General features: G+C 70.8%; 13 protein-coding genes. 6 read left to right on the top strand and 7 right to left on the bottom strand.

Annotated elements, in window-relative coordinates; genetic code table 11:
• On the top strand, nucleotides 1-1,325 hold a 1,325-nt coding region (locus tag RSA25_RS15600; RefSeq protein WP_332809764.1), incomplete at its 5' end, for a biotin/lipoyl-containing protein.
• Between the two features lie 18 nt (nucleotides 1,326-1,343).
• On the opposite strand, the gene RSA25_RS15595 is transcribed toward RSA25_RS15600, so the two are convergent.
• The gene (locus tag RSA25_RS15595) at nucleotides 1,344-2,513 is read right to left on the bottom strand and encodes a putative peptide maturation dehydrogenase (RefSeq protein WP_332809763.1); all 1,170 of its coding nucleotides are present in this window, start codon (nucleotides 2,511-2,513) and stop codon (nucleotides 1,344-1,346) included.
• A gap of 143 nt (nucleotides 2,514-2,656) precedes the next feature.
• Here RSA25_RS15595 and RSA25_RS15590 point away from each other — a divergent pair, with 143 nt between their 5' ends.
• A complete protein-coding gene (locus RSA25_RS15590) occupies nucleotides 2,657-2,962 on the top strand; it encodes an NHLP-related RiPP peptide (protein ID WP_332809762.1) in 306 nt (101 codons plus the stop codon).
• Nucleotides 2,963-2,970: 8 nt separating this feature from the next.
• On the opposite strand, the gene RSA25_RS15585 is transcribed toward RSA25_RS15590, so the two are convergent.
• From RSA25_RS15585 to aceB, 4 genes are all read right to left on the bottom strand, one after another.
• Nucleotides 2,971-5,484, bottom strand: coding sequence for a putative peptide modification system cyclase (locus RSA25_RS15585; RefSeq protein ID WP_332809761.1), 2,514 nt, complete (start codon nucleotides 5,482-5,484; stop codon nucleotides 2,971-2,973).
• A gap of 17 nt (nucleotides 5,485-5,501) precedes the next feature.
• Complete coding sequence (locus RSA25_RS15580) at nucleotides 5,502-6,545, bottom strand: GGDEF domain-containing protein (RefSeq protein ID WP_332809760.1); 1,044 nt, start codon at nucleotides 6,543-6,545, stop codon at nucleotides 5,502-5,504.
• A gap of 251 nt (nucleotides 6,546-6,796) precedes the next feature.
• Nucleotides 6,797-8,089 carry an isocitrate lyase gene (gene aceA, locus RSA25_RS15575; RefSeq protein ID WP_332809759.1) on the bottom strand — a complete coding sequence of 431 codons (1,293 nt, stop codon included), beginning with the start codon at nucleotides 8,087-8,089 and terminating at the stop codon, nucleotides 6,797-6,799.
• A gap of 60 nt (nucleotides 8,090-8,149) precedes the next feature.
• Nucleotides 8,150-9,799: a malate synthase A gene (aceB, locus tag RSA25_RS15570; RefSeq protein WP_332809758.1), complete on the bottom strand. Its 1,650-nt coding sequence runs from the start codon at nucleotides 9,797-9,799 to the stop codon at nucleotides 8,150-8,152.
• 107 nt (nucleotides 9,800-9,906) lie between these two features.
• On the opposite strand from aceB, the gene RSA25_RS15565 reads away from it, so the two are divergent.
• Both RSA25_RS15565 and RSA25_RS15560 read left to right on the top strand, forming a co-directional pair.
• Complete coding sequence (locus tag RSA25_RS15565; protein WP_332809757.1) at nucleotides 9,907-10,875, top strand: LysR substrate-binding domain-containing protein; 969 nt, start codon at nucleotides 9,907-9,909, stop codon at nucleotides 10,873-10,875.
• A 13-nt stretch (nucleotides 10,876-10,888) separates the two neighbouring features.
• Complete coding sequence (locus RSA25_RS15560) at nucleotides 10,889-11,794, top strand: LysR substrate-binding domain-containing protein (RefSeq protein ID WP_332809756.1); 906 nt, start codon at nucleotides 10,889-10,891, stop codon at nucleotides 11,792-11,794.
• Here RSA25_RS15560 and RSA25_RS15555 read toward each other — a convergent pair.
• Together RSA25_RS15555 and lepB are read right to left on the bottom strand one after the other, a co-directional pair.
• The gene (locus tag RSA25_RS15555) at nucleotides 11,784-13,058 is read right to left on the bottom strand and encodes an MFS transporter (RefSeq protein ID WP_332809755.1); all 1,275 of its coding nucleotides are present in this window, start codon (nucleotides 13,056-13,058) and stop codon (nucleotides 11,784-11,786) included. The two genes, RSA25_RS15560 and RSA25_RS15555, sit on opposite strands and share 11 nt — an antisense overlap.
• 132 nt (nucleotides 13,059-13,190) lie before the next feature.
• Nucleotides 13,191-13,817 (bottom strand): signal peptidase I, encoded by a 627-nt coding sequence (gene lepB, locus RSA25_RS15550; protein WP_332809754.1) that lies wholly within the window; start codon nucleotides 13,815-13,817, stop codon nucleotides 13,191-13,193.
• Between the two features lie 177 nt (nucleotides 13,818-13,994).
• On the opposite strand from lepB, the gene RSA25_RS15545 reads away from it, so the two are divergent.
• A complete protein-coding gene (locus RSA25_RS15545) occupies nucleotides 13,995-14,411 on the top strand; it encodes a hypothetical protein (RefSeq protein ID WP_332809753.1) in 417 nt (138 codons plus the stop codon).
• Nucleotides 14,412-14,414: 3 nt separating this feature from the next.
• Nucleotides 14,415-14,864: a 3-dehydroquinate dehydratase gene (locus RSA25_RS15540; protein WP_332809752.1), complete on the top strand. Its 450-nt coding sequence runs from the start codon at nucleotides 14,415-14,417 to the stop codon at nucleotides 14,862-14,864.
• Nucleotides 14,865-14,875: the final 11 nt, after the last annotated feature.

Below are 14,875 nucleotides of genomic sequence, written 5' to 3'. Positions count from 1 at the left end.
TGTACCTGTTCGAGCGCGACTGCTCGGTGCAGCGCCGCCACCAGAAGGTGCTGGAGGAAGCGCCCGCACCGGGCATGACCGCCGAGCGCCGCGCGGCAATGGGCAAGGCCGCGGTGGATGCGGCGCGCGCGGTGGACTACGTGGGCGCCGGCACGGTGGAGTTCATCGCCGCACCGGATGGCACGTTCTTCTTCATGGAAATGAACACCCGCCTGCAGGTGGAGCACCCGGTCACCGAGTGCATCACCGGCACCGACCTGGTGGAGTGGCAGCTGCGCGTGGCCAGTGGGCAGCCGCTGCCGCTGGCGCAGGACCAGTTGCAGATCCGCGGCCACGCGCTGGAAGCGCGGCTGTATGCCGAGGACGCCGACCGCGGCTTCCTGCCCTCCACCGGCACGTTGCGCCACCTGCGCCTGCCCGCCGGCAGCGCGCACGTGCGCGTGGATGCCGGTGTCGAACAGGGCGATGCGATCACCCCGTTCTACGACCCGATGATCGCCAAGCTGATCGTGTGGGACGTGGACCGCCCCGCCGCGCTGCGCCGCATGGCCCAGGCCCTGGCCGAGTGCGAAGTGGTGGGTGTGACCACCAATGCGGCGTTCCTGCGCCGGCTGGTGTTGACAGATTCGTTCACCCGGGCCGACCTGGACACCGCGCTGATCGAGCGCGAGCACGCGGCCCTGGCCCCGGCCAGCGCCGAGGGCGATCCCACGCCATGGGTGCTGGCCGCGATCGCCGCGGTCGGCAGCCAGGCCGCCGCGCACACCGACCCGCGCGACCCGCACTCGCCGTGGCAGCAGCCGGATGGCTGGCGCCTGGGCGCCCGCGCCCCGCATGCGCTCAGCCTGGAACATCGCGGCCGCCAGCAGGCGGTGACCGCGCTGGCGCACGACGGCGACTGGACGGTGACCTTGGGTGACGCCCGGGTGCTGGCCCGTGGCACCCTGGTCGGCGACACCCTGCGCGTGCAGGCCGGCGATGCCCTGCACCGCGCCCGCGTGGTCCGCGATGGCGACGCGCTGTACCTGTTTGGCAGCCAGGGCGGGCAGCGCTTCACCCTGCACGACCCGGTCAGCGAAGCGGACCAGCACGTGGCCGATGCCGGCAGCCTGCTGGCGCCGATGCCGGGCCGGATCGTGGCCACCGCCGTCGCGCCCGGCACCCGCGTCACGCGTGGCACGCCCTTGCTGGTGCTGGAGGCGATGAAGATGGAACACACCCTGCAGGCCCCCGCCGATGGCGTGGTGCAGGGCTACCGGGTCAAGGCCGGCGACCAGGTGGGCGACGGCGCGGTGCTGGTGGATTTCGAGCCCGACGCGGCCTGAGCCCCGGCGGCCGGCGGGCTACACCGCCGCTGGCTGCCAGATCACCCCGGCCGGGTCCAGCTCGGTCGTGGTCATCTGCCCCGCGCGCCAGCCGAAGCCGCACACCGCCAGCACGCCCTCGGCGATGGTGTCCAGCTGCAGCGCGCGCTCGATGTGCTTCTCGTTGATGGCCCCGGTGATGAAGGCACCCAAGCCCGCATCGGTGGCGGCCAGGTACAGCGTCTGCGACAGGTGCCCGGCCTCCATCGCCACCACGCGGTAGCTCTTGGCGTGCTGGCGGTACTTCCAGAAGGTGCGCTCGAAGCGCGGCGCGAGCACCACCAGCACGTGGGCATCGGCGAACCAGTGCTGCTGCCCGACCATCTGCATGACGAAGTCGCGGTCCACGGCGGCCTCGGTCTGCATGCGCTCCAGTTCGTGGCTGTCGCCGCGATAGTGGTACAGCCCGGGCGCGATGCCCTCCACGTTCTGCACCACCAGATAGGCTTCGATCGGGTGCAGGCCGCCGCCGGAGGGCACGTTCTTCTTCAGGAACACCAGGTCCTCGCCGACCTTGAAGCGGCTGCGGCTGCCAAAGGTGCGCTGCAGGAGCTGGGCGAAGGTGGCCAGCGGCACCGGGCGGTCCGTATCGAAATTGCGGCAGGTCACGCGGCGCGCAAGCAGCGCATCGAACGCGTTGCCGTCCACCTCCGGCAGGGCCAGGCGCGGACCGGCCATGGCCAGCTGCGGTGCCTCGCGCGGCGGCTCGCCCAGGGTCTGGCGCATCTGCCCGGCGGTCTCGGTTTCCGAGTCCTGCATGTTGCGCACCGCATCCACCCCGTCCCAGCGCGAGAACGCGTGCATCACCGCCGCCAGCGGATGCCAGTGCACCCCGCGCAGGCGTGCATCGCGGGCGGCAGCCTCGCCGGTCGCGTCTTCCTCGACCAGCAGCCCGGCGGCCAGCAGTTCGCGCGCCATGGCCCGTTCGGGTGCGTCGGGCGCCAGCGTGGTCCAGGTGCTGGGACTGAGCGTGCCCAGCCAGGCCTGCGCCTGCGCCGAGATCGGCACCGGTTGTTCCAGGTGCGGGGCCAGGGCGACCCAGCCCAACTCGCGCACGCGTCCATCGCCGCCGTCCAGCAGCGCCTCAAAGCGGAACGCCGCCGTCTCGCGGGGCTCCAGCAACACCATGGCACATCGTCTCAGGCGCACACGTCCCTCCACCGCTTTATCGGCACAAGAAAGGATATCGTTCGGCAGGGCGACAACTTGACCCTTTCCAGCGCCAGGCGCTCAAGAACCCCGCGCCAAGGCCGACACCAGCTCATTGCGTTCAACCAACCGAGAGCCCCGCCATGCCCACCCTGAAGCTTGAACCCGCCGCCGCCAAACGCCTCGTGCAGCTGCTGTCCACCGACGACGCCTTCCGCGAACGCTTCGTCACCGACACCGCCGCCGCCTTGCGCGATGCGGGCCACCAGCCGGAGAGCGAGGAAGCGCTGGAGGCCTTCGTCAAGGAATGCTGCTGCCACATCACCCTGGCCGACAAGAACAGCATCGCCAAGGCGCAGCAGGAGATCTTCGCCATGCTGACGTCCGGCACGGCCTACACCGTGCCCATGCTCGAGCACGGCAACAGCGGCCCGCGCAAGCTGCGCTGAGGCATCGCTCAGCGCTGGGCCCGCGCGGTCGCCTGCCGCGCGGGGCCCGGCCCCGCCTTGGCGATGCTGCGGACATCGAGGATGTTCAGGCCCTGCAGGCAATAGCTGCATTCCACCTCGGCATACGCCAGCCCGGGCTTGTCGCGCAGCCAGGCCACGTGCCGGCCCGTTTCGGCCGCGTCGTTGGCATCCTGCGCGGCGCGCAGCGCGGCCACCCGCACCTGCACGCGGGAGTGGTCGTTGATGAAGGGCGCCAGCAACTGCTGCGCCTGACGGGGATCGCCGGCGGCGCGGGCGCGCTCGGCGGCCAGCACCGCGTTGAGTTCATCGACAAGGCGGCTCGGCGGCAGGCCCTTCAGCGTGGCGATGCGCGCGGGCACCGCCTGGGTCCAGCGCCGCTCGCCCAACCGCATCGCCACCAGCGCGGCCGCCTGGGCGGTCACCACCCGGTCGATGGCCTCCACCGACGACGCCGTGTCGAGGCCATCCAGTGGCTGGGTGGCCGCCTCGCGCAGTATCGCCAGCGCCTGCGCGCGCCTTCCCGCCTGCAGATAGGCCACGGCCAGCGGCACGTGGAAGTTGTACCGGTCCACGCCACTGCGATCCTTGCTGCGGCCCATCCCGCGTTCGGCATAGCGCACGGCGGCGGCCGTGTCGCCCTGGTCCAGCGCCACCGAGGTGCGGAACACATCGGCGTGGAAGTTGCCGGCGGCGATCCGGTCGAACAGGTCCGCGGCCTGGCGATGGTCGTCGCGCGCCGCCGCGATGGTGGCCTGGCGCATCAGCGCGCCCTCCCAACCCGTGGCGGCCGCCTTGCCGGCGGCGACATCGGCCGCGTCGAACTGGCCCAGCGCCAGCAGGATGCGACCGTATTGGTCCCACGCCACGGCCGGCAGGTCCACCTGGCTCTCGCTGACGCTGCGGGCAAGCGGCAAGGCCTCGCGGAAGCGGTTTTCAACAAACAGATTGAGCGCGGCGTTGTAGCTGGCCGGGAGGTAGTCGGGATAGAGCTCGGCCATGCGCATCCAGCCGTCGGTGGCGCGCCCGGGATCCTTGATCTGCAGCGCCCAGTTGCGCACGTAGATCGCCTCGCGGTTGGCCAGGTGGGCGGCACGCCGTTCGGCCTGGTCCAGGGCCAGCGCCGCACCGGCGAAATCGGCGCTGGCGAACTGCGCGCGGGTCTGCCCCACATAGGCCAGCGCGAACTGGTCATCGATCTGCGTGGCCTGCTGGTAGAACGCCAGCGCGCCGCGATAGTCGCCGCGCGCGTAACGCTTCTGGCCCAGCGCGTAGGCACGCAGCGCATCCAGGCTGGAGGTGGTGACGTCGGGCAGGCGCTGGCTGTTGCGCTTGATGGTGGAGATGCCCTCGCCCAGCTCGTCGCGCAGTTGCCGGGTCACATCGTCGACGGCGGCCAGCACCGCGCCGTCGCGGGCCAGCGCGGATTTCACCGTCAGGGTCTGGCGGGTGCCCGGGTCCACCACTTCCACCGAAAACCGCGTGCGCCCGCCCACGTTGGCCACCACCGGCAGCAGCACCAGCCGGGCCCCGGCGCGCTGGGCCACCGTGGCCGCATCGGCCCGGTCCAGCGGGTCGGTCTGGGACGGCTTGCGCATCATCTGCAGCAACGCCGAGACGCGGTCGTCGCTGACCACGTTGACGTAGCGCGACTGCTCCAGGCTGATCCGGAAGGCCTGGTCCAGCGCGTCGTCCAGCATCACGTTGCTGCTCAGGTTCTGCAGCTGGCCCAGCACCACCCAGTCGCGCTCGGCGAAGGCGATCGCCGGCTCCGGCCGCAGCAACATCCAGGCGCATGCGCCCATCACCGCCAGCACCGCCACCTCGGCGGCCAGCGCGGCCGGCTGGCGCCACAGCGGGATGTCGCGGCGGGCCTTGGCGTTGGCGCGCGGCATGCGCAGCGGCGCGAAGCCGATCTCGCCCACCTCGAATACTTCCTGCCGGGTCGGCACGCCCTTGAAGCGCCAGCGGCCGTGCGACTTCCACAGCAGGCGCGCACCGCGCTCGCCCAGTTCGCCACTGGCCCGGCGGGTCAACGATTCGGCCACCGCCGACATCAGGATCTGGCCGGGGCGGGCCAGGGTCATCAGCCGCGCCGCCATCGGCTTGGCCAGGCCCTCCACCTCCAGCGACTTGGCCCCCACCCGGATCGCCTCGGGGCTGTTTTCCCAGGTGAGCACCTCGCCCACGTGCAGCCCGGCGCGCGCGCGCAGCGCGATGCCCCGCTGCTCACCCAGCGTCTTCAACCCGCGCTGGTAATCCAGCGCGAACCCGAGCGCGTCGATGGCGCGTTCGAACAACAGGAACAGCCCGTCGGAGCGATCGATCTGGTGCCCGTTCCACTGCTGCTGCAGGGTCAGCACCAGGCGGTCGTGCTGCTGGAACAGGACCGCCGCGGCGGCATCGCCGATGCGCTCGACCAGGATCAGCGAATCGCACAGGTCGGTGAACAGCAGGGCCCGCAACTGCGGGGTCTGGGTCGACGTTCCGATGTCGCCGTTCATGCCGATCTTTCCCCCGATCAGGGCAGTGCGGTCGCCGCACGCGACCAGTGCAACCGGTTGCCGCCCAGCCGCTTGGCCTGGTACAGCGCGTTGTCGGCGCGAGCGTACCACTCGCTCCAGTCGGTGTGGGGCTCCAGCAGGCGCACCCCGATGCTCACCGGGCAGACGTGCGGCACCCCGTGGGCGCGGTCCATCAGGCCGTGCACGGCACTGAGGATGAACTCGGCGGCATGCTGGAGGCTGTGCGGCGTGGCCACCCGCAACAGCAGGCAGAATTCGTCGCCGCCCAGGCGGCAGGCGAGGTCGGCCTCGGTGGCCACCGAGCGCAGGATGTTGGCCACGCTCTGCAGCACGCGGTCGCCGGCCTGGTGGCCGTGCTCGTCGTTGACCTGCTTGAAGTGGTCGCAGTCGATCAGCAGCAGGCCCTGCGGCGGGCCGTCGTCCTGGTTGCGGCACTCCTGCAGGTACAGCGCCAGGCCCCGCCGGTTGTGCAGGCCGGTCAGTTCGTCGGTGCGCACCAGCTCGCGGGTGTGGGTGAGCTGGTGGGTGGTGACATAGAGGTTGTCCAGCGCGGTTTCCAGGTCGTGGTTGCGCCGGCGCAGCTGCCGGATCAGGACCTGTTCGTTGCTCACCACGCGCATGATCGTGCGGCGCAGGAAATAGGCGATCACGCCGGGGTCGCGATCCACCAGCCGCTGGAAATCGGCATTGCCCAGTTCCAGCACGGTGCTGTCGCCCACCGCGCGCGCCTCGGCGCTGCGCGGATGGTCGCCGATCAGCAGGCCCAGTTCGCCGAAGAATTCATTGGGCCCCAGCACCTTCACCACCAGGTCGTCGCCGAAATCCAGCTCGATGGCGCCGCTGACGATCACGTACATGGTCTCGCCGGCTTGACCGCGATGGAACAGCTGGTCACCCTTGGCCAGGTGCCGCTGCTGCCCGAACTGGGCGAACAGCGCGAACTCGGCGCCGGTCAGAACGGCATGCACGATCTCAGCCATCGCGGTCTGGGCGATGCCTGGCTCCTGTTCGCACACAATCGCCGCAACCTTGCCGGTCATCCCATGCACCCGCTTCCCAGCGTTCCCCCGGTGAGCAGACGAGGATAGCACCCCTAAAAAGTGTGCGCCTCATCGCAATTCAGCACCCGGCCGCCCGATTTTCCAGGCGCCCCGCTGCCTCCCCCCTGTAAACGCAGCCCGGACCCCGCGCCGGCCATCCATCGGGCGCGGCCCGGCCGGGTAAAACGAAGCGGCGGACGGTCCCCCGACCGCCCGCCGCACCGGCCTTCCCTGGCCGCCCTTGGTGTGGCTCAGGCTGCCCGGCCCGCGCTGAACTGCTCCTCCTCGGTGGAACCGGTCAGGGCGGTGGTGGAGGACTGCCCCTGCTGGATGGCCTGGGTGACCGCATCGAAGTAGCCGGTGCCGACCTCGCGCTGGTGCTTGACCGCGGTGAAGCCGCGGTCGGCGGCGGCGAACTCGGCCTCCTGCAGCTCCACGAAGGCGCTCATCTGGCGGCGGGCGTAGCCGTGGGCCAGGTTGAACATGGAGTAGTTCAGGGCGTGGAAGCCGGCCAGCGTGATGAACTGGAACTTGTAGCCGTAGGTGGCGATTTCCTTCTGGAAGGTGGCGATGGTGGCGTCGTCCAGGTTCTTCTTCCAGTTGAAGCTCGGCGAGCAGTTGTAGGCCAGCAGCTTGCCCGGGAACTTCGCATGGATCGCCTCGGCGAACTTCCGTGCGAACTCCAGGTCCGGCTTGCCGGTCTCGCACCAGATCAGGTCGGCGTAGGGCGCGTAAGCCAGGCCGCGGCTGATCGCCTGGTCCAGCCCGTTGCGGGTCTTGTAGAAGCCTTCCACGGTGCGCTCGCCGGTGGCGAAAGGCTGGTCGTTGGCGTCGATGTCGCTGGTCAGCAGGTCGGCGGCCTCGGCATCGGTGCGCGCCACCAGCAGGGTGGGCACGCCCAGCACGTCGGCGGCCAGGCGGGCGGCGTTGAGCTTCTCGATCGCCTCGCGGGTGGGCACCAGCACCTTGCCGCCCATGTGGCCGCACTTCTTCACCGAGGCCAGCTGGTCCTCGAAATGCACGCCAGCCGCGCCGGCCTCGATCATCGCCTTCATCAGCTCAAAGGCGTTGAGCACGCCGCCGAAGCCGGCCTCGGCATCGGCCACGATCGGCTGCAGGAAGTCGATGTCGTCCTTGCCCTCGGCATGGTGCAGCTGGTCGGCGCGCAGCAGGGTGTTGTTGATGCGCTTGACCACCGCCGGCACCGAGTCGGCCGGGTACAGCGACTGGTCGGGGTACATCTGGCCGGCCAGGTTGGCGTCGGCGGCCACCTGCCAGCCGGACAGGTAGATCGCGTTCAGGCCGGCCTTGACCTGCTGCATGGCCTGGTTGCCGGTCAGCGCGCCCAGCGCGTTCACGAAGTCCTTTTCCTGCAGGTAGCCCCACAGCTTCTCCGCGCCCAGCCGGGCCAGCGAATGCTCCACGTGCACGGTGCCGCGCAGGCGCACCACGTCGGCGGCGCTGTAGTTGCGCTGGATGCCCGCCCAGCGCGGGTCGGTGTTCCATTCGTGCTGGATCTGTTCGGCGGTCGGCAGCTTGCTCATGGCGTTTCTCCTGGGGGGAATACGTGGAATGGGTAAGGGGCGGCAGGCGGGCGGTAACGGTCAGTCGAGGCGGTCGTAGGCAGGCAGGGTCAGGAAGTCGGTGAGCTCCTCGCGGCGGCTCAGCTCGGCCAGCAGCGCGATGGCTTCCTCGATGCGGGCGCCGCCGGGCAGCGCGCTGCGCTCGCCCAGCCGGGCCGGCAACTGGGCCAGGGTGGTGTCCAGCAGGGGCAGGTCGATGGCGGTGCCGTCGTCCAGGTGCTGGCCGGGGGTATGCAGCCACTGCCACAGCTGGCTGCGGCTGATCTCGGCGGTGGCCGCGTCTTCCATCAGGTGGTGGATCGGCACGCAGCCGTTGCCGTCCAGCCAGGCGGCCAGGTAGCGCACGCAGACCTCCACGTTGCCCTCGAAACCGGCGCGGGTGATGGTGCCGGTGGGCGCGGCAATCAGCGCATCGCGCCCGGCCTGCACGTCGTTGCGCAGCACGCCGTGCTGGTTCGGCCCGGGCATGTGCGCGTCGAAGATCGCCTGCGCCACCGGGATCAGCGCCGGGTGCGCCACCCAGGTGCCGTCATGGCCGGCGGTCACTTCGCGCAGCTTGTCGGCGCGCACCCGGGCCATCGCCTGCTCGTTGGCGGCCGCATCGTGGTTGATCGGAATCTGCGCGGCCATGCCGCCCATCGCATGCGCGCCACGCCGGTGGCAGGTGCGGATCAGCAGCTCCGAATAGGCCTTCAGGAACGGCTGGGTCATGGTCACCTGGCCGCGCTCGGGCAGCACCTTGTCGGCGTGGCGGCGGAAGGTCTTGATGTAGGAAAAAATGTAGTCCCAGCGCCCGCAGTTCAGGCCCACGATGCGGTCGCGCAGGGCATGCAGGATCTCGTCCATCTCGAACACCGCCGGCAGCGTCTCGATCAGCACGGTGACCTTGATCTGCCCATGCGGCAGGCCGAGCATGCCCTCGATGTGCGACAGCGCGGTCTCCCACAGCGCGGCCTCTTCCATGCTCTGCAGCTTGGGCAGGTAGAAGTAGGGGCCGCGCTGCCGGCACATGAGCGTGCGCGCGTTGTGGAAGGCGAACACGGCCGCATCGAACAGGCCACCGGCGATCGGCTGGCCATCGATGCGCACGTGCTTCTCATCCAGGTGCCAGCCGCGCGGACGCACGATCAGCACCGCCTGCTCGTTGAGCGGGCGCAGCGCGTAGTGCTTGCCGGGCTTGCCGTCCACCGACGGGCCGGTGTGGGTCAGGTCGCCGCGCACCGCACCGATCAGCGCCTGCTGGCCGGCCAGCAGGTTGCGCCAGGCCGGCGCGGTGGCGTCTTCGAAGTCGGCCATGAACACCTTGGCGCCGGAGTTCAGCGCATTGATGACCATCTTCGGGTCGGTCGGCCCGGTGATCTCCACGCGGCGGTCCAGCAGCGCCTCGGGCAGCGCGGCGACCTGCCAGTCGCCGCTGCGGATCTCGGCGGTATCGGCGCGGAAGTCCGGCAGGCCGCCGCCGTCGAAGAACGCCTGGCGCGCCACCCGGGCCTGCAACCGGCGCTGGCGTTCGGGCTCCACCGCCCGGTGCAGCGACACCAGCAGCGCCAGCACCCCCGCCGGCAGCAGCGCGGACTGGCCGGCAAGCTGGGTGGTCAGGGCGATCCCCGGGGTGGCCGGGGCGTCGGCCGGCGTGGGCTGGGCAGTGGCGAAAGCAGCGACGGCGGACATGGCGGGCTCCTGCATTGCGGTAGGGCTCCACCGTGCGCCGCCGTACCGTATTTGACAAAACAGTTATTGCAATGCCCTACATAAGTTGCGCTTATACTCGTGACGCCATGCCCACACCGCGCCCACCAAGTCCCCGGTTTTCCTACAAATCCGATCGGCTCAAGCCGCTGCGGGCGTTCTGCCAGACGGTCCGCCTGGGCTCGGTCTCACGGGCTGCTGAGGCGCTGTTCGTCAGCCAGCCGGCCATCAGCCAGCAGCTGCAGGCGCTGGAGCGCGAGGTGGGGGTGAGTCTGTTCGAGCGCAGCGGGCGCCGGCTGGTGCCCAGCCGCGAGGGCCAGCTGCTGTTCGAGATGGCCCAGCCGCTGGTGGAAAGCCTGGATGGGCTGGAAGCCAGCTTCCGCGACAAGGTGAAGGGGCTGGACGCCGGCGAGCTCAACATCGCCGCCAACAGTTCCACCATCCTCTATCTGCTGCCACGCATCGTGGAGCGCTTCCGCCAGCGCCACCCGGACGTGCGCCTGACCCTGCACAACGCGATCAGCGCCGACGGCACCGACCTGCTGCGCAGCGACGCGGCCGACCTGGCGGTGGGCTCGATGACCGACGTACCCGCCGACCTCAGCTACGCCCCGGCGTACCGGTTCGAGCAGGTGCTGATCACCCCGCCCGACCACCCGCTGGCGCACGTGCCCGAGCTGACCCTGGCGGCGATCTCGGCCTACCCGCTGGTGCTGCCGCCCAAGCGCCAGATCACCTACCGGCTGGTGGACCAGGTCTTCCAGCGCCAGCGCATGCCCTACACCGTGGCGCTGGAAGTGGGCGGCTGGGAGGTGATCAAGCAGTACGTGGCGATGGGCATGGGCATCTCGATCGTGCCGGCGCTGTGCCTCAACGACGCCGACCGCGACCGGCTGGTGACGCGCTCGATGAGCGCCTGGTTCCCCGAGCGCAGCTACGGGGTGATCGTGCGCCGCGGGCGCTTCCTGTCCGCGCAGGCGCGGGCCTTCATCGAGCTGATCCAGCCGGAGCGCTTCAGCCCGCGCAGCTATGATGAAAGCGGTCATTCCGAGCGCTGACACCCACCCGGCCATGTCGATCGAACTCCGCCACCTGCGCTACTTCCTGGCTGTCGCCGACACCCTGCACTTCGGTCGCGCGGCCGAGCGCCTGGGCATGTCCCAGCCACCGCTCAGCCAGCAGATCCGGCAACTGGAAGCGTTGCTGGGCGCGCGCCTGTTCCTGCGCGCCAACCGCCGGGTCGAGCTCACCGAGGCCGGGCGCGTGCTGCAGGCCCAGGCCGGGGACGTGCTGGCGCGGATGGACAACGCGATCGACCTCACCCAGCGCGCGCAGCGCGGGGAGACCGGCGAACTGCGGATCGGGCTGACCCGCGCCACGCCGCTGTCCACGCAGATCCCGCGGGCGATCTTCGCCTACCGCCAGCGCTTTCCGCAGGTGCTGCTGAAGCTGCGCGAGATGAACACCCTGCAGCAGATCGATGCATTGGTGGCCGGCGAGCTGGACGTGGGCCTGATCCGCAAGCGCGCCCTGCCCGCCCCGCTGACCTCGCGCAAACTGTTCAGCGATCCGCTGGCGCTGGTGGTGCACGACCAGCACCCGCTGCTGCGCGGGCTGGCCGCCGATGCGCCGGTGGCGCTGCGCACCTTCGCGCATGAGCCCTTCGTGGGTTTCCTGCGGGAAGTCGGCGCGGGCATCCACGATCACTTCATCGCGCTGTGCCGCAACGCCGGTTTCACCCCACGCATCATCCAGGAAGCCGGCGAGGCCTCCACGCTGATCAGCCTGGCCGCCTCCGGCCTGGGGGTGACGGTGCTGCCGGCCTCGTGCAGCCATATCCAGGTGGACGGCGCGCGCTTTGTCGCGCTCAGCGACCGCGCGGCCAGTTCGGAAGTGCATGTGGCCTGGCGGCGCGGTGGGCCCTCGCCGCTGATCACCCAATTCACCCGGCTGCTGCAGGGCGAAGTCAGCCGCTGACGGCCAGGGCCGCGCGGGTGGGCTGCACGCGCTGCCCCAGGCGCCAGGCGATCGCGGCACCGGCCACGGTCAGCACGCCGACGAAGCCGCACACCCCCAGCCAGTCCCAGCGCGTGTAGAACACGCCGCCGGCCACCCCGGCCACGCTGGACCCCAGGTAGTAGGCGAACAGATACAGCGCCGAGGCTTCGGCGCGCATCACCCCGGCCCGGCTGCCCACCCAGCTGCTGGCCACCGAGTGGCCGCCGAAGAAGCCGAAGGTCACCAGGGCGATGCCCGCGGCCATGCAGCCCAGCCACGGCAGCGCCAGCAGCACGATGCCGGCGGCGATCAACGCATGGCAGATGCCGAGCACGCGGCCGCGCCCGTGGCGGTTGGCCTGCTGGCCCATCCACGCCGAGCTGAAGGTGCCCACCAGGTACACGCTGAAGATCAACCCGACCACGGTCTGGCTCAGCTGGTAGGGCGGGGCCAGCAGGTGGAAGCCGAGGTAGTTGTAGAGGGTGACGAACACGCCCATCAGCACGAACGCGGTGGCGAACAACCAGGGCAGGCCGGGGTCGGCGAACAGCTGGCGCCAGCGTGCCGGCAGTTCGCGCAGGCCGCCGCGCCGGCGCTGGAAGTGGCGCGAGGCCGGCAGTTGGAACCACAGCAGCACGGTGCTGAGCAGCGCGATCGCCGAGACCACGCCGATGCCCCAGCGCCAGCCCCAATGGTCGGCCACCACGCCGGCGATGAGGCGGCCGCTCATGCCGCCGATCGCGTTGCCGCCGATGTACAGCCCCATCGCCAGGCCCAGCGCGCGGCTGTCCATCTCCTCGGCCAGGTAGGTCATGCCCACGGCCGGCACGCCACTGAGCGCGATGCCCAGCAGCGTGCGCAGCACCAGCAGCGTGGACCAGTCATCCACCAGCGCGGTGGCCACCGACAGGACGCTGGCGGCCAGCAGCGCGGCCACCATCACCCCGCGGCGACCGATGCGGTCGGAGATCAGCCCGGCGATCAGCATCGACACCGCCAGCAGGCCGGTGCTGAGCGACAGGGTCAGCGCGCTGTTGGCCGCCGAGACGCCGAAGTGCCGGCTGAACTCGGGCAGCAGCGGCTGCACGGTATAGAGCAGGCCGAAGGTGGAAAAGCCGGCCAGGAACAGGGCCGCGGCGGTACGTCGGAAGGCCGGGGTGCCCTGCGCGATGTGGTCTGCGGCCGGCGCCGGGGTGGCCGCCGGGGGCGTGCGGTCGGGGACCGTTGCGGTGTCGCCATTCATGCCGGTAAGGCCCGCGATGACGGGCCGGAGCGAAGAGTCAGCGCTCAGGATAGGCAGGGCCGACAGGTCGATCCATCACCTGGTAGGTCTGAATCGAGACGTTTCAGATATCGATTCAGCGCCCGCCCGTGCTCACAGTGCTTGCCAGACCAGGCCTTCGCCGCGCCGGTAGTACACATGCGAGGCCTTGCCGTACAGCGCGCCGGCCGGCACCAGGCCGAAGTAGCGGCCATCGGCGCTGTTGCCGCGATGGTCGCCGAGCATCAGCACCTGCCCGGCCGGGACGGTCAGCCCGGCGATGTCCGGGCCGCCGCCCTGGCCCAGGTCCAGCTGCGCCAGGTGCTGGCCGAAGTCTTCGATCTCGCCGGCACCGGCCTCGGCCATCGGGCGGCCGTTGATGCTCAGGTGACCGGCATGCAGTTCCACCCGGTCACCGCCGACGGCGGCGATGCGCTTGATCAGGCGCGTGCCATCCTGCGGCGAGTCGAACACGGCCACGTCGCCGCGCTGGGGCTGGCCGGTGTGCAGCAGTTCCACCGAGGTGAACGGCAGGCGCACCCCGTAGGCGCGCATGTCCACCACCACCCGGTCGCCGGGCATCAGGGTGTGCTGCATGGAGCCGCTGGGCACCTGGTAGTGGTTGGCCAGCGAGTCGCGCGCGGCCACCAGCAGGCCCAGCATCACCGCCACCGGCAGCACCTCTTTCTTCAGCCAGGACAGCAGGCGGTTCGGGGCGGGCGCGGCGGTGGGCGTGTCCATGGCCGGGATCTCGGGGAAGGTGGCGGTGTGACCGTGCGGGCGCCAGCGGAGTTCCCGCGCTGGCGGCAGAAGCTACGCGATGTTTACGCGGCCCGGTCGCGGCGGGCATGGCGGTTTTACGGGGCGCGGCGGCATCGTGGCCACTCCGCGCCGCAGGGCGCCTGCTTGAGGTGTTCCATGACCATCCTGATGATCCGGCACACGCCGCCGGGTGCGGCCGCCGACGCCGGCGCGCTCCCGGCCCGGGTCGCCGGGCACCGCCTGGCCTGCCGCGACTGCGACTCGCTGCCGGCTTTGCTGCGCTGCCTGCAGCGCGCGCGGCACAGCCGTCCGGCGCTGGTGCTGATCGCCACCACGGCGGTGGAGGCACCGCACTGGGCGCGTTACGGGCAGGCGCTGCGCAGCGCGCTGGAGGCGCTGCCGGTGCCGTACATCGAGATGGCCAGCAACGACGACGACGCCCTGGACACGCACCTGCACCCGCAGCACGCGCCCACGGCGCGGGTGGTGTGCAGCAGCGGCCACGCCGATGCATGCCGGCTGTCGCTGGCGATCGCCGCGCACCGGCTGCGCGCCCTGCCGGAGGGTGCCTGAGCCATGTCGATCTTCATCATCCGCGGCCCCGAGGCGAATGGCACGCTGATCCGCACCGCGCCGCCACTGCCGGCGCCGCTGCTGAAGGCGTTGGTCCACCGGGCGATCGATGCGGGCACGACGGTGGCCATCCGCGCCTGCGGATCGGAACAGGAGCTGCTGGACGCCCTGCGCGTGGCCGACCACAGCCGCGGCGAGGTGACGCTGCTGGACCCGGGCGCATGCGTGGGCAGCGCGCGCCTGCAACGGCTGCTGCCGCACCTGCACAACGCCTACGTGGAAGTGCATGACGACGACACGCGCACACCGGAGGCGTGCCTGCCGGCGGACGTGGGCCAACGCATCGGCGTGGCACGCGGCTACTGCGCGCAGAGTTACATGCATGCGCTGGAGATCGCGTTGGACCACCTGGGCTGCAGCGAAATCGTGGACGGGGTGCACGTGGGAACGTAGGCCACGCCGGG

It is taken from the genome of Stenotrophomonas sp. (assembly GCF_036662295.1).
GTDB lineage: Bacteria > Pseudomonadota > Gammaproteobacteria > Xanthomonadales > Xanthomonadaceae > Stenotrophomonas.
The sequence above is the reverse complement of the archived record's forward strand: the minus strand, read 5'-3'. Positions and strand labels throughout refer to the sequence as shown.